10 protein-coding genes and 1 tRNA gene are annotated in these 14,988 nt (G+C 64.5%); 10 read left to right on the top strand and 1 reads right to left on the bottom strand.

What is annotated here, in order from left to right:
• The first annotated feature begins 49 nt into the window (after nt 1–49).
• From AC0Z42_RS20965 to AC0Z42_RS20925, 9 genes are all read left to right on the top strand, one after another.
• A complete protein-coding gene (locus AC0Z42_RS20965) occupies nt 50–463 on the top strand; it encodes a hypothetical protein (protein ID WP_485470119.1) in 414 nt (137 codons plus the stop codon).
• Nucleotides 464–569: 106 nt separating this feature from the next.
• The gene (locus tag AC0Z42_RS20960) at nt 570–1,328 is read left to right on the top strand and encodes a 3-hydroxyacyl-CoA dehydrogenase (protein ID WP_485470118.1); all 759 of its coding nucleotides are present in this window, start codon (nt 570–572) and stop codon (nt 1,326–1,328) included.
• Nucleotides 1,329–1,390: 62 nt separating this feature from the next.
• A complete protein-coding gene (ggt, locus tag AC0Z42_RS20955) occupies nt 1,391–3,166 on the top strand; it encodes a gamma-glutamyltransferase (RefSeq protein ID WP_485470117.1) in 1,776 nt (591 codons plus the stop codon).
• Between the two features lie 32 nt (nt 3,167–3,198).
• Entirely contained in the window at nt 3,199–4,428 is a 1,230-nt protein-coding gene (locus AC0Z42_RS20950) for an FkbM family methyltransferase (RefSeq protein WP_485470116.1), read from the top strand.
• An 87-nt stretch (nt 4,429–4,515) separates the two neighbouring features.
• Entirely contained in the window at nt 4,516–5,685 is a 1,170-nt protein-coding gene (locus AC0Z42_RS20945) for a patatin-like phospholipase family protein (protein ID WP_485470115.1), read from the top strand.
• 74 nt (nt 5,686–5,759) lie between these two features.
• Entirely contained in the window at nt 5,760–9,977 is a 4,218-nt protein-coding gene (locus AC0Z42_RS20940; RefSeq protein ID WP_485470114.1) for a hybrid sensor histidine kinase/response regulator, read from the top strand.
• An 89-nt stretch (nt 9,978–10,066) separates the two neighbouring features.
• Entirely contained in the window at nt 10,067–10,774 is a 708-nt protein-coding gene (locus AC0Z42_RS20935; protein ID WP_485470113.1) for a response regulator, read from the top strand.
• A gap of 102 nt (nt 10,775–10,876) precedes the next feature.
• Nucleotides 10,877–11,599 (top strand): PEP_CTERM-anchored TLD domain-containing protein, encoded by a 723-nt coding sequence (locus tag AC0Z42_RS20930; RefSeq protein WP_485470112.1) that lies wholly within the window; start codon nt 10,877–10,879, stop codon nt 11,597–11,599.
• Nucleotides 11,596–12,750, top strand: coding sequence for an acyltransferase family protein (locus AC0Z42_RS20925; protein WP_485470111.1), 1,155 nt, complete (start codon nt 11,596–11,598; stop codon nt 12,748–12,750). The genes AC0Z42_RS20930 and AC0Z42_RS20925 overlap by 4 nt, the downstream gene beginning before the upstream one ends.
• 14 nt (nt 12,751–12,764) lie before the next feature.
• Here the strand turns inward: AC0Z42_RS20925 and AC0Z42_RS20920 are convergent.
• Nucleotides 12,765–12,839, bottom strand: a tRNA-Arg gene (locus AC0Z42_RS20920).
• Between the two features lie 174 nt (nt 12,840–13,013).
• Here AC0Z42_RS20920 and AC0Z42_RS20915 point away from each other — a divergent pair.
• On the top strand, nt 13,014–14,903 hold the full coding sequence (locus tag AC0Z42_RS20915) for an ATP-binding cassette domain-containing protein (RefSeq protein WP_485470110.1): 1,890 nt from the start codon (nt 13,014–13,016) through the stop codon (nt 14,901–14,903).
• Nucleotides 14,904–14,988: the final 85 nt, after the last annotated feature.

Below are 14,988 nucleotides of genomic sequence, written 5' to 3'. Positions count from 1 at the left end.
GCGCCATGCAGGCCAATACTGACACCATCATTGTTTGCGGGAGCATCCTATGAAATCCGCACTATTGCTGTTGCTGTTCGCTGGCAGCGCCAGCTGGGCCTCGGCGCAGGACCCGGTTCCTGACGAGCCGCTGCCGGTCTGCCGGCTCGATCCGCAAGACAACACCAGGCTGGCGGTCGAGCCGTGCGCCACCGCGCCGCCGGTAACAGCGCGGCGCGCCGTGCCGCAGGTGATCGGCCGCATGCCGGCCACGCAACTGCCGCCGCCTGTTATCCGCTACCAGACCGTGCCGCCGGCAACGCACGCGCCGGTGCCGGGCGCGCCGCTGCCGGTCAATTCCTGCGACAGTGGCGGCTGCCGCGATGCCTCGGGCATGCGCCATGACGGCGGCATCGGCAACGCCACGCTGGACGCGAATGGCCGCGTTTGCCACCGCAACGGTGCTTTCCTGCAGTGTTTTTGAGCTGAGCCGGGCAAGTTGTTGCCGCAGCAGCCAGAAACTGGCTACAATTGACTATGACATGACGTTTACGTAAACGTCAATTGGTATCAATTCAACAGGAGACTTCATGCAAATACAGGACAATGTTTTCATCATCACCGGTGGCGCTTCGGGCCTGGGCGCGGCTACCGCGCGCATGCTCACGGCCGCCGGCGGCAAGGTGGTGCTGGCCGACGTGCAGGTCGAGGCGGGGCAGGCGCTGGCGGCCGAATTGAACGGCGTATTCGTGCAGTGCGACGTCACCTCGGAAGAGGATGGCCTGGCGGTGGTGGCGGCGGCAAGCAAGCTGGGCACCTTGCGTGGCCTGGTCAACTGCGCCGGCGTGGCGCCGGCCGTGAAAACCGTCGGCAAGGACGGCCCGCATCCGCTGGCGCTGTTCCAGAAAGTGGTCAATATCAATCTGGTGGGCACCTTCAACATGTGCCGCCTGGCGGCCGACGCGATGGGCAAGCTCGATGCCACGGCGGAAGGCGAGCGCGGCATCATTATCAATACCGCCTCGGTGGCGGCGTTTGACGGCCAGATCGGCCAGGCGGCGTACGCCTCGTCGAAGGCGGCGGTGGCGGGATTGACCTTGCCGATGGCACGCGACCTGTCGCGCAGCGGCATCCGCGTGATGACGGTGGCGCCCGGCATTTTCGAAACGCCTATGTTGCTGGGCATGCCGGCCGAAGTGCAGGATGCGCTGGGCAAGATGGTGCCGTTTCCTTCGCGCCTGGGCAAGCCGGGCGAATATGCGCAGCTGGTAAAAGCCATCGTTGAAAACGTCATGCTCAATGGCGAAACCATCCGCCTCGATGGTGCGATCCGCATGCAGCCGAAATAAGCTGCCTGCTTCGAAATGCCACGGTGCTGTAGGATATCCGGTGTTTTGTTATCGGAGCATCCATGAACAGTTTCAAGCCGCTGGCCTTGCGCCTTGCCCTGCTGGCCGCCTTGTGCGCCGGCCCTGTCCACGCCGAAGTGCCGCAAAAGGCGCCCGAGATCGCCACCGCGTATGCGGAAAAACCGGGCTGGGCGGCGCAACAATTCATGGTGGCGGCCGCCAATCCGCTGGCCGCCGACGCCGGCTACACCATGTTGAAGCAGGGCGGCAGCGCGATCGACGCGGCGATTGCCACCCAGCTCGTGCTGACCCTGGTCGAGCCGCAATCGTCGGGCATCGGCGGCGGCGCCTTTTTGCTGTATGCCGACGGCAGGCAGGTGCAGGCGTATGACGGCCGTGAAACGGCGCCCTCCAGCGCCGACGAAACCCTGTTCCAGAACCGTGACGGCAGCCCCGTGTCGCGCGCCACTGGCGTGGTCGGCGGGCGTTCCGTCGGCGCGCCCGGCGTGCTTCGCATGCTGGAACTGGCGCACAAGCAGCATGGCAAGCTGGCCTGGGCCACCTTGTTCGGCCCGGCCATCAAATTGTCGCAGGACGGCTTTGCCGTCAGCCAGCGCTTGAATGGCCTCTTGAAATGGGACCAGGCCCTGAAACGCGACCCGGTCGCCGCCAGCTACTTTTATGACAAGGATGGCCAGCCCCGGCCGGTCGGCCACGTGCTCAAAAACCCCGAGCTGGCGCGCACCCTGCGCGAGATTGCCGCTGGCGGCGCCGACGTGTTTTATAACGGACGCATCGCGCGCGACATCGCCGCCAAGGTGGCCTCGCATCCGACCAATCCGGGCAAGCTGACGGCGCGCGATATCGCCGCTTACCAGGCCAAGGTGCGCACGCCGGTGTGCAGCGACTACAAGGCCTGGACCGTGTGCGGCATGCCGCCGCCGTCTTCCGGCGGCATCGCGATCGCGCAGATGCTGGGCATACTGGAGACAAAAGACCTCAGCGCGTATCCGCCGGTTGACGGCGTGCCAGACGCGCGCGCGATTCATCTGTTTGCCGAAGCGGGCCGCCTGGCCTACGCCGACCGCAACCGCTATGTGGCCGATACGGATTTCGTGCCGCTGCCGGGCGCCGGCATCGCCGCGCTGCTTGACAAAGGCTATCTGGCGCAGCGCGCCGCGCTGATCGGCGAGCGTTCCATGGGCCGCGCCGCAGCCGGCACGCCGCCCGGCATGCAGGTGGCGTGGGGCCAGGACAACGCCTTGCAGCGCCCGTCGACCTCGCACCTGGTGGCGGTCGATGCGTTTGGCGGCGGCCTGTCGATGACTACCAGCGTGGAAGACGCGTTCGGCGCGCGCCAGATGGTCGACGGCTTTTTGCTGAACAACCAGCTGACCGATTTCTCGTTCGACTCGCGCGATGCGAACGGCCCGATCGCCAACCGCGTGCAGGCGGGCAAGCGGCCGCGCAGCGCCATGTCGCCCACGCTGGTGTTTGAAAAGGGCACGCAGAAGCTGGTGCTGGCCACCGGTTCGCCGGGCGGCTCGGCCATCATCAACTACGTGGCCAAGGTACTGGTCGGCACCATGGACTGGGGCCTGAACGTGCAGCAGGCGATCAGCCTGCCGAACTTTGGCAGCCGCAATGGCCCCACCGAGCTGGAACAGGGCCGCATCCCGGCCGCGCAAATCGATGCGCTGCGCGCCATGGGCCACGAGGTGCGCGTGAGTGAACAGAATTCCGGCTTGCAGGGCATCATGCGGCTGCACGCGCACGGCCAGGATTTCTGGTTCGGTGGCGCCGATCCGCGCCGCGAGGGCATGGTGCGGGGAGACTGAGGGTAAAGGCACTTGCAAGGCGACGCCGCAAGATGCGCAACATGTATCAAACTTTTTCACAAAGCATCAAGACCCTGCTATTGTTGCGGCATGGACGCGCGCTGCAGACGGCATTTTATAATCTGATGAAGGTGATTTCGGTAATGTTGGATTGCAATAAAGTATTGGATACGTACCCGCATACACTGTCGCTGGCGCAGCGTAAGCTTGCGCTGTCGCTGGTCGATCCGGAAAACCGCGCGTTGCGCTACTGCTTCGGACGCAATGCGCTGTCCCTTGCCTTGAGCGACCTGATACGTGCCGATGCCTATATCGATGATTTCGCGCCGCCAGGGTCGACCTGGTATGGCAAGCCGGTACTGACGCTGGAACAGGTGGGGCGCGACGATATCATCGTCAACTGCGTCATCAATGCCAAGCCGAGGACCGCGTTTGCCCGCCTGCAGGCGGCAGGTTTTTCTCAGCTCGTTTCATATGCGAGCCTGTGCAAGGCCATGCCTGAGACGATACCGTTGCCTGATTTCGTACGCGAGACGCGCGCCGATGTGACGCTCCACGCGCAGCAATGGCGCGCGGTGTTCGACCGCCTGGCTGACGACGAGTCGCGCCAAGTCTTCAACGACGTGCTGCACTACCGCCTCACCGGTGACCATACTGTGCTGGCGAACTATAGCTTTCGGCCGCAAGAGCAGTATTTTGAAGACTTCATGGACTTCGAACGGGAAGTGTTTGTCGACGCAGGCGGCTTTGACGGCGACACCACCGAGCAGTTTTGCCGCCGTTATCCCGACTACCGCCAGGTTTATCTGTTCGAGCCATCACCGCAGAACATTGCGCTGGCCCGGCAGCGGTTGGCAGGCTTTGAGCACATCGAGTTTATTGAGAAAGGCGTGTCCGACAGCGAAGGGACGCTGTACTTCAACGCCAACGAAGGTTCGTCCAGCGCCGTCACTCTGGAGGGCGACAGCGCCATCCATGTCACTACCATCGACGCCTGTATCGCCAGCGAGGTGTCATTCATCAAAATGGACCTTGAAGGATGGGAAATCAATGCTCTCAAAGGTGCGGCGCAGCATATCGCCAGAGAACGGCCCAAGCTGGCCATCGCTGTATATCACAGGCCTTCCGACATGTGGGGCATTTTCAATCTGGTTGACAGTTATGCGCCTGGTTACCGTATCTATTTGCGCCACTACACTGAAAGCTGGACGGAAACCGTCATGTTCTTCCTGCCTGATAGCACCGGTCAGGCCGTCGGCTAGTAACCTTCGGCCCGCTCCACGTATGACCTGCCGCCCCCGCTGGCTGTATGGCCTTCCATTGTGCCTCTTTATCCTTGATCGGCGGTCATGGGTACAACACTCAAAACAGGCTTGATACTGACGGGCGGCGGCGCGCGCGCGGCCTATCAGGTAGGGGTGCTGCAATCGATTTCGGCGATTCTGCTGGAAGCCGGCTGGGCACCCCAGCGCAATCCCTTCGACATCATCTGCGGCACCTCGGCCGGCGCCATCAACGCCACCGCGCTGGCCTGCCGCGCCGACCATTTCGGCGAGGGCGTGCAAAAGCTGCTCGACGTATGGCAGCATATCGAGGTCGAGCAGGTCTACCGCGCCGATTCGCTGGGCGTGATCCGCTCGGGCGCGCGCTGGCTCTCCTTGCTGTCGTTCGGCTGGCTGCTGCGCCAGTGGCATGCGGTGCCACCGAGTTCGCTGCTCGACAACACGCCGCTGGTCAGCCTGCTGCACCGCATGCTCGACCTGCCGCGCCTGGACGCGGCGCTGGCCGATGGCCGCCTGCATGCGCTGGCCGTTACTGCCTCGTCGTACTCGGGCAGCCGGCACATGACGTTCTACCAGACCGGCGCCGAGATCGCACCATGGGTGCGCACCCAGCGCCTGGCGCTGCAGGACCAGATCGGCGTCGAGCACCTGCTGGCCTCGGCCGCGATTCCGTTCATCTTCCCGGCCGTGCCTTTGTTTATCGGCGGCCAGAAGGAATATTGCGGCGATGGTTCGATGCGCCAGCTGGCGCCGATTTCGCCGGCCATCCACCTGGGCGCGAGCAAGGTGCTGGTGGTGGGCGCCGGGCGCATGACGGAGCCGGCGCCGGGCAAGGCCGAGTCGGCGCGCTACCCGAGCCTGGCGCAGATCGCCGGCCATGCGCTGTCGTCGATCTTCCTCGACGGCCTGGCGGTCGATATCGAGCGCCTGAACCGCATCAACCTGACCTTGTCGATGCTGCCGCCTGAATTATTGGGCAAAACCGCCTTGCGGCCGGTGGAACTATTGGTGATTGCGCCGTCCGAGCGGCTCGACGCGATCGCCAGCCGCCATATCGGCAGCCTGCCGCGGCCGATCCGCACCATGTTGTCGGGCATCGGCGCGGCTGAAGCGCGGGGGGCGGCGCTGGCTTCGTATTTATTGTTCGAATCGACGTATACTAACGAGCTGATTCGTCTTGGACAGCGCGACACGCAGGCCCGCAAAGACGATGTACTGGCGTTTTTCGCCGCCTGACGCGCATGTGGCGCGTTTTTTTTGAATGGACGATCGTGCGGGTATTTGGACGGGTTTGCGCTGTAGCGTGGTGTTTGTGCCTGCTGGTGGGCGGCTGGGCGCAGGCTGCGCCGGCGCGTACCTTGCGCTTCGACCAGCTCAGTGTCGAACAGGGCCTGGCGCAGGAATCGGTGCTGGCGATCGCCCAGGATGCGCAGGGCTTCATGTGGTTCGGCAGCCAGTCCGGCCTGAGCCGTTTCGACGGCTACCGGGTGGTGGTCTACAAGAATATCGAGGGCGACGAGACCAGCCTGGCCGACAACTGGGTCGGCGTGCTGCATGTCGACCGCGATGGCCAGCTGTGGATCGGCACCGACAATGGCCTGGACCGTTTCGATTCGGCCAGCCAGACCTTCATCCACTACCGGGCCCCGGGCAAGGGCAAGCGCGGCAACGGCAGCCGGCATGTCAATGCCATCCTCGACGACGGCGCGCAGGGCTTCTGGATCGCCACCAATGACGGCTTGCAGCATTTCGACCGCGCCAGCGGCACCTTTCGCAGCTGGCACCATGAGGAGGGCAATCCCGACAGCCTGGGCGACAACGACATCAAGAGCCTGGCGCTCGATGCCCAGGGCCGCCTGTGGATTGGCACGGTGACGGGGCTGGGCATGCTGGCGCCGGCCCAGGCGGGCGCCGCGCGCTTTGAACATTTCGTGATCGACCCGTCGCCGGCCTCGAAATACAATCTGATCCATGCGCTGATGGTCGACCGCGAGCAGAACCTGTGGATCGGCACGCGCGCCGGCGCCGAACGCTGGCGCCTGGGCGCCAAGGGCCAGCCGCCCGTCTTGCGCCAGCGCATGGGGCCGCAGCAGGGCTTTTCGGCCCTGCGCGTGGCGAGCCTGTACCAGGACGTCGAGGGCACCGTCTGGCTGGGCAGCAATGCCGACGGCCTGCTGCGCTGGCAGCCCGACAGCGACACCTTCCTGCAGTTCCGCCACCAGACGGGCGACAAGGTCAGCGTCGCCGACAACCAGCTGGCATCGCTGTTCCGCGACCGCGCCGGCACCTTGTGGGTGGGCACCTGGTATAACGGCGTGAGCCGCGTCGACCTGGGCAGCGGCGGTTTTTCGCGCATGGTGCGCGCGCCCGATGACATGGCCGCGCTGGCCGATAAAAAAGTGCGCGCGCTGGCCGATGCGGGCGCTAGCAAGCTGTGGCTGGCCACCAGCCGTGGCCTGAAGCTGTACGACACGCGCGACGGCGCCACCGAGCTGTTCGATTTCCAGTCCACGCCCGGCGTATCGCGCGACGAGCAGGTCACGTCCCTGTATGCGCGCGGCGATGGTGCGCTGTGGGTGGGCGGCAGCTCGGGCCTGCACCGCTTCGACCTGGCCACCCGGCGCTTTTCCACCACCCGCTTTGGCGTGGGCGACCCGAACAGCGACACCGTCCGCAACGTGGCCGGCGAGCGCAGCGGCATGCTGTGGGTCTCCACGCGCGGCGGCGTGCACCGCTTCGATCCGGCCAGCGGCAAGTTCACCACCTACCGCCACGATCCGGCCAACCCGGACAGCCTGTCCGACAATACCGTGCGCCCGGTGCTGGAAGACCGCCAGGGCCGGCTGTGGATAGGCACTTTCCACGGCCTGGACCTGTTCGACCGGACCAAAGGCACTTTCCGCCATTACCGCCACGATGCGAAAGATGCGTCCAGCCTCAGCCACGACGAAGTGCATTTCCTGCATGAAGACAAGCGCGGCGTGCTGTGGGTGGCCACGGCCAATGGCCTGAACCGCATGGAGGTCGACGACCAGGGCAACATCCGCTTCCGGCGTTTCCTGCGCAAGGACGGCATGGCCGACGACGCGGTTGCCAGCATCCTCGGCGACGACCGGGACCAGCTGTGGCTGAGCACCAACAGCGGCATTACCCGGCTCGACATGCGCAGCGGGCAGTTCCGCAATTACGACAGCGCCGACGGCACCTCCGAGGGCTCGTACTTTGACGGCGCCGCGCTGCGCGCCGATGACGGCACCATGTACTTTGGCGGCTTCAACGGCATGACGGCCTTCGTGCCGGCCGAGATCCACGACAACCGCGTGCCGCCGCTGGTGGCTATCACGGAACTGCAAGTGTTCAACAAGCCGGTGCTGGTCGGGCGCGGCGAGTTTGCGCACCTGCTGCACACCGCCATTGACCATGCGCGCAGCCTGACCCTGACCAGCCGCGACAGCGTGTTTTCGCTGGAGTTCGCAGCCCTGCATTTCGCCGCGCCGCAACGTAACATGTTCGCCTACCGGCTCGAAGGCTTCGACCAGGACTGGGTCATGACCGACGCCGGCCGGCGCTTTGCGACCTACACCAATCTCGATCCGGGCGAATATGTGTTTCGCGTCAAGGCCGCCAACAAGGACGGCGTGTGGAACGAGGCAGGCACCACCCTCGCTATTACCATCCTGCCGCCGGTATGGAAGACCTGGTGGTTCCGCAGCCTGGTCCTGGCGCTGGCGGCAGGCGCCATCTACGGCGCCTACCGCCAGCGCATGCGCATCGTGCGGCGCCAGCAGAGCAAGCTTGAAAAGCTGGTCAGTGAACGTACGGCCGAAGTGTCGCAAAAAAACCTGGAACTGCAAGGCAAGGAGATCGAGGTGCGGGCCCAGGCCGACGAGCTGGCGCTGGCCAACGCCAGCCTGACGCAGAACGAGGAAAGCCTGCGCCTGGCCAAGCGCAAGGCGGAAGACGCGACGCGCCAGAAATCGGAATTTTTGGCCAACATGAGCCACGAGATGCGCACCCCGCTGGCCGGCGTGATCGGCATGCTGGGCTTTGCCCTGCGCGACGCCCAGCTGCACGAGGCGACGCGCGAACAGATACTGCGCGGCCAGGCCAACGCCCAGTCGCTGCTGGCGATCATCAATGACCTGCTTGATTTTTCGAAGATCGAAGCGGGCAAGCTGACGATGGAAAACATCGATTTCGCGCTGCGCGCGGCGATTGAAAACGTGGTCAGCCTGTTCGAAGAGCAGGCCGCCGCGCGCAGCATCGGCTTTGCCATCGAGCTGGCGCCGGATTTGCCAGGCTTCGTGGTGGGCGACCCGACGCGCCTGCGCCAGGTGCTGGTCAACCTGGTCGGCAACGCCTTCAAGTTCACCCAGCGCGGTGGGGTGCGCGTGCGCGTCGAGCGGGCCGGCCTGGCGCCGGCCATGGACGGCGCGCGCCAGGCCAACCTGATCCGCTTCATCGTCAGCGACAGCGGCATCGGCATCGAAGCCGATGCGATGGAGCGCCTGTTCCAGAAATTCGAGCAGGCCGACGCCAGTACCACGCGCCGCTATGGCGGCACCGGGCTGTGCCTGGCGATCTGCCGCCAGCTGGTCGAGCTGATGGGCGGCGAAATCGCCGTGGCCAGCGCGCCGGGGCAGGGCAGCACCTTCATGTTTACCGTGCCGCTGGCCGACGGCGTGGCGCCGCCTTTGGTGCCGCAGCTGGCGCTGGCGCCGCACAGCCACCAGTTGCGCGTGCTGTGCGCCGAGGATTTCCCGACCAACCAGATCATCATCCGCGTGATGCTCGAAGACCTCGGGCACCGGGTCGAGGTGGTGGCCAACGGTGCGCTGGCGGTGGCCGCCTGCACCCAGACGCGCTACGACCTGGTGCTGATGGACGGGCGCATGCCCGAGATGGACGGCGCCACGGCCACGCGCGTGATCCGCGCCGGCGGCCTGCCGGACCAGCCGGTCTGCGACCAGCATGTGATGATCGTCGCGCTGACGGCCAACGCCAGCGAGGAAGACCGCAGCCGCTACCTGGGCGCCGGCATGGACGACTTCCTCAGCAAACCGATCGACGAGACGGCGCTGCACTGCCTGCTGGGGCGCGCCATTGAGCGCCAGCTGGCGCGCGGCCATCTGCTGCCGCGCCTGCCTTCCGAGCCGCCACGCCTGCTGGCGCGCGGCCAGGCCGAACTCGATGCGCTGTTCGGCCTGGCGCCGGCCGCGCCGGGCTTGCTGGTGGCGCCGGCAGCGCGCGGCGATGAGTTGCAGCGCCGCCTGCGCAGCGCCTTTGCGCTGGACCTGGCTGGCCGGTTGGCCGAACTGGACGCCGCCATAGCTGCGCGCGACAGCGACGGCGCCGGCCGCCTGCTGCATGGTTTCAAGGGCAGCGCCGCCTATCTCGACGAAGCCGCCTTGCACCTGCTGTGCACCGAACTGGAAGAGGCCGCCGATGGCGGGCACTGGGCGCGCGTGGCGCTGGAACTGCCGCGCCTGCACGCCCTGCTGGCCGACATCGGCGCCCGTCAAGGCTGATATATAAAAGACAATTGGCGCGGCGGCGGCGGTGAAGTTCGGTAGAATAAGGCAGAGGCGCGTTGCAGGCGCCAGCGATGGAGGCGGCAATGAAAGTACTGGTGGTCGATGATGATGTGGTCTCGCGCATGGTGTTGATGCACCTGATCGACAGTTGCGGCGTGCACGATATCGTGGAAGCGGAGGACGGCGCCGCCGCCTGGGAACAGCTCGAAGGCGGGCTGCGCCCGGCCCTGTGTTTCTGCGACCTGCGCATGCCGCGCCTGTCGGGCATGGAGCTGCTGCAAAAAGTACGCGCCGACAGCACGCTTGACGCCATGCCGCTGGTGCTGGTGTCGTCGGCCAACGACCAGGACACCGTGCGCGACGCGGTGCGCGCCGGCGCCGCCGGCTACATCGTCAAGCCGTTCCAGCAGGAGCAGGTGCGCGAGTATCTCGACGCCTGTGTCAATCCTGGCGTGGCGCTGCCGGCCGAAGCACCGCAGCAGACCTTGCAACGGCTGGGCGTGGATGGCGAGCGGTTGCTGGCTTACCTGACCGGCTTCCGGCAGCAGGCCGGCGCCGCCGCCAGCCATATCGAGGTGCTGCTGGCGCGCGGCGAACCGGCGCTGGCGCGCCAGCAGCTTGAACGCCTGCACCTGGGCTGCACCACGCTGGGCCTGCATGGTGCGGCCGTTGGCCTGGCCGCCTTGCTGCAAACGACTGCGCTCGATGGCGCTGCGGTACAGGAGGCGCTGGCCGCCGTGATAAGCAGCACGACCGGCCAGATGCGGCTGCTGTCGGACGGGGCGTCGTAGTATCTCATCCACATCGATGCACTATCATTGATGTAATTAATGCATCACCTTGTGCTATATTGTCATGCCGCAGCGTGTACGGTATTTCCACAGGGATCAATAATGCAACAAGCAAACAAGATAGTCCTGCGCACCGTGGCCAGCCTGCTGCTGTGCGCCGCCGCGCCGTCTGCCCTGGCGCAGTCGCTGCTCGGCAGTGCACACCAGAACCAGCTCGCCGGCTGGCTTGGCGAAGGGCCGCTGGCTTTGACGCCGATTTATACCAAGGTGCCCGGCGATACCTCGCGCGACTTCCACCTGGCCAGCGACGGCAAGGGCCGCACGTTTTCGGTGATGGAAGCGAGCAACGACAGCGGCCAGACCTGGCTGGTGGGCGGCTACAATCCGCAAAGCTGGAGTTCCACCAGCGGCTACAACCTGACGCCGAAGCAGGCTGACCGTACCGCCTTCATTTTCAACCTGACCAGCAACCAGTTCTTCTTGCAGGCGCCGGACAGCTATGCGCTCGGCACCGTCGGCGCCAACCAGACCTACAACGACATCGATGCCGGGCCATCGTTCGGCATCGGTTTCGACCTGGGCGTCTCGGCTGACCTTGCCACGAACGGCATTTCCTACCGCTACTCGTATATCGATCCGGTCACCGGCACGTTTGGCGCCAGCCTGCTCGACGGCAAGCCCTACGCCAGCTATCCCAACGTTACCTACGGCGCCATGCAGGTCTTTGCCATCAGCGCCGTGCCGGAACCGTCTGCGGCCAGTTTGTTGCTGCTGGGCCTGGTGTCGCTGGCAATTGCCGGCGTCTTCAAGCGCTCGGCTGCATGATCAAATCATTCGAGGGCAGCCGCGGCGTGGCTGCCTTGCTGGTGGCGCTATTCCACCTGAAGCTGTTTGCCGGCCAGATTGCACTGATCCGTAACGGCTATCTGCTGGTCGACCTGTTCTTTGTCATGAGCGGCTTTCTGATGTGCCTGCTGTATCGTGAAACACTGCAGCGGCCCGCAGCCGTGCCGGCATTTCTGGTGCGCCGCTTCGGCCGCCTGTTTCCGTTGCTGCTGTTTGCCACCGTCGCCTATGTGCTGGCGCTGAACCTGAAAAGCGTGCTGCGCAACCTGGCCGTCGGCTCCGGCTACCTTGCCAGCCAGGGTGATGCGGCGATACTGGCCTATGACTGGCCCACGCCGGCCGAGGTCCTGTCGACGCTGACGCTGACGCACGGCATGGGCGTGTTCGACCACCTGATCCTCAATCCTGTCAGCTGGAGCATCAGCGTCGAATTTTATGCCTATGTGCTGTTTGCGCTGCTGTGCGTGCTGTTCCGCGCGCGGCTGCGCCTGGCAATGTTTCTGCTGCTCGGCGTTCTTGCCGCCGCGCTGGTGGCCTGGACCAGCATCGTCTGGCGCGATTGCCTCCAGCGCGGCGCCTGCCTCGACGTGACCCATGATTTCGGCTTTGCCCGCTGCGTCGCCGCCTTCATGCTGGGCGCGCTGATGGTCCATCTGCGCCAGTACCTGGACGGCAAGGGCGGCGGGTTGCGCGATGGCATCGACGGCACGCCGCTGCAACTGCTGCTGCTGGCGCTGCTGGGTGCCGGCTTCATGCTCGTCGAGCACCGTCCGGCACTGGGCTTTGCCTTTGCGCCGCTGTTTGCAATGCTGATCCTGTCGCTTTGCCGCGACCGTGGCGCACTGGCGCGCTTGCTGGCGCGGCGACCATTCCAGATGCTGGGCGAACGCTCGTATTCGATCTACATGCTGCATCCGGTGCTGCTGCTGGCAATGGAGCCGCTGCTGCGCCGCAGCCATGGCGTGCCGGCCAGCCTGGCGCTGATGGTTATCTATGTGCTGGTATTGGTGTATGTTTCCGGCCGTACGCTGGCGTGGGTGGAACAGCCCGGGCGTGACTGGTTCAATCGGCGGACTGCTTGCAGGCGCGGCGAGGTGCTGCGCGAGGGCTTCAGGATAAAGCAGCCATAGAGCGTGCTGATGCTTGGTCCCCCCGACTGGAATCGAACCAGTATCCCACGCTTAGGAGGCATGTGCACTATCCATTGTGCTACGGGGAGGACGCTGGCTTCGCCCGATGTGGCGAAGCGAGCGCAATTATAGCCGAGAGTTTGCAAGATATGCCTATGCTTGCGCGACTATCGGTACAATGCGTGCTTCATTCATCCACATCGGCGGCTGTTTTGTCTGCTTGACGGCAGGCAGGCGACGGCGCCCGAGCACCTTTACTCATTATGGCTGTCATTTCTCTTTCATCGGCGCAACTTGCGTTCGGTCACGTCGCGCTGCTCGATCACGCGGAATTTTCACTGGAAACGTCGGAACGGGTCGGCCTGATCGGCCGCAACGGCACTGGCAAATCGTCGCTGCTGAAGGTCATCTCGGGCAAGTTCAAGCTCGACGATGGCTTGTTGGTGATGCAGCAAGGCATCAAGATTGCGTATGTCGAGCAGGAGCCGCAGTTCGATCCGGAAATGTCCGTGTTCGACGCGGTGGCGTCGGGCATGGGCGAGTCGCAGGCGTGGCTGAAGGAATACGACGCGCTGACGGGCCAGTTTGGCCAGGGCAACGACGACGAACTGATGGAGCGCATGCACGACATTCAGGTCAAGCTCGACGCGGCCGATGCGTGGAGCTTGCCGAACAAGGTTGAAACCGTGCTCGACCGATTGAACCTGACCGGCGACATGCTGATGAAAACCCTGTCTGGCGGCATGCAAAAGCGCGTCGCGCTGGCGCGCGCGCTGGTCTCGGCGCCCGACGTGCTGCTGCTCGATGAGCCGACCAACCATCTTGATTTCACCTCGATTTTGTGGCTCGAAGGCCTGCTGCGCGACTTCCGTGGCAGCGTGTTGTTCATTACCCACGATCGCTCCTTCCTCGACAATGTGTCGACGCGGATTATCGAGCTCGACCGTGGCCGACTGCTGTCGTACCCGGGCAACTTCACCACCTACCAGACCCGCAAGGCCGAGCAGCTGGAAAACGAAGAAGTGGAAAACGCCAAGTTCGACAAATTCCTGGCGCAGGAAGAAGTGTGGATACGCAAGGGCGTCAAGGCACGCCGCGTGCGCGACGAAGGCCGCGTGCGCCGCCTCGAAGCGTTGCGCCTGACGCGTGTTGCGCGCCGTGACCAGCAGGGCCAGGTCAAGCTGGAAGTCGGTTCGAGCGAACGCTCGGGCAAGATCGTGGCCGAGCTGGAAAATGTCAGCAAGCGCTTTGGCGACCGCGTGATCATCGACAACTTCACCGGCACCATCCTGCGCGGCGACAAGGTCGGCCTGATCGGCGCCAACGGTGCCGGCAAGACCACTTTGCTCAAGATGATACTTGGCGAGCTGGCGCCCGATACCGGCACGGCCAAGCTCGGCACCAAGCTGCAAGTGGCGTACTTCGACCAGATGCGCACCCAGCTCAATGAAGAAGCAAGCCTGATCGAAACGATTTCGCCGGGCAGCGACTGGGTGGAAGTGAACGGCCAGCGCAAGCACTCGATGAGCTATCTGAACGATTTCCTGTTCTCGCCCGAGCGTGCACGCTCGCCGGTCAAGACCCTGTCCGGTGGCGAGCGCAACCGCTTGCTGCTGGCGCGCCTGTTCGCCAAGCCGGCCAACTGCCTGGTGCTCGATGAACCGACCAACGATCTGGATATCGATACGCTGGAATTGCTGGAAGAGTTGCTGGAAGACTACAAGGGCACCGTGTTCCTGGTCAGCCACGACCGCACCTTCCTCGACAACGTCGTCACGCAGGTGGTGGTCGCCGAAGGTGCCGGCAAGTGGCGCGAATTCGTTGGCGGCTATACCGACTGGGAGCGCGTGCGCACCTTGCCGGTGGCCGCCGCCCCTGCCAGCAAGCCTGCCGTCAAGGCCGAGGCCGCCGCACTTGCCGCCAAGAAAAAGCTCAGCTACAAGGAGCAGCGCGAACTCGATGAATTGCCGAAGCTGATTGCCAAACTGGAAGACGAGCAATCGGTGCTGGCCGCCGAGTTGTCGCATCCCGACTTCTACAAGAAGACGCCGGCCGAGGGCAAGCGCCTGAACGCGCGCGTGGCCGAGATCGAAAGCGAACTGCTGGACGCGCTGGAGAAATGGGAACTGATCGAGGCGCGCGCCAATAGTTGATGCTTCTTCATCGCTTGTTGTCATTCAAAGCACGATTGTTTCCCACGGAAACGGTCGTGCTTGATATAATCAATTGATTATATTT

Source organism: Janthinobacterium sp. 1L-D-8-B-C4, assembly GCF_057291295.1.
The sequence above is the reverse complement of the archived record's forward strand: the minus strand, read 5'-3'. Positions and strand labels throughout refer to the sequence as shown.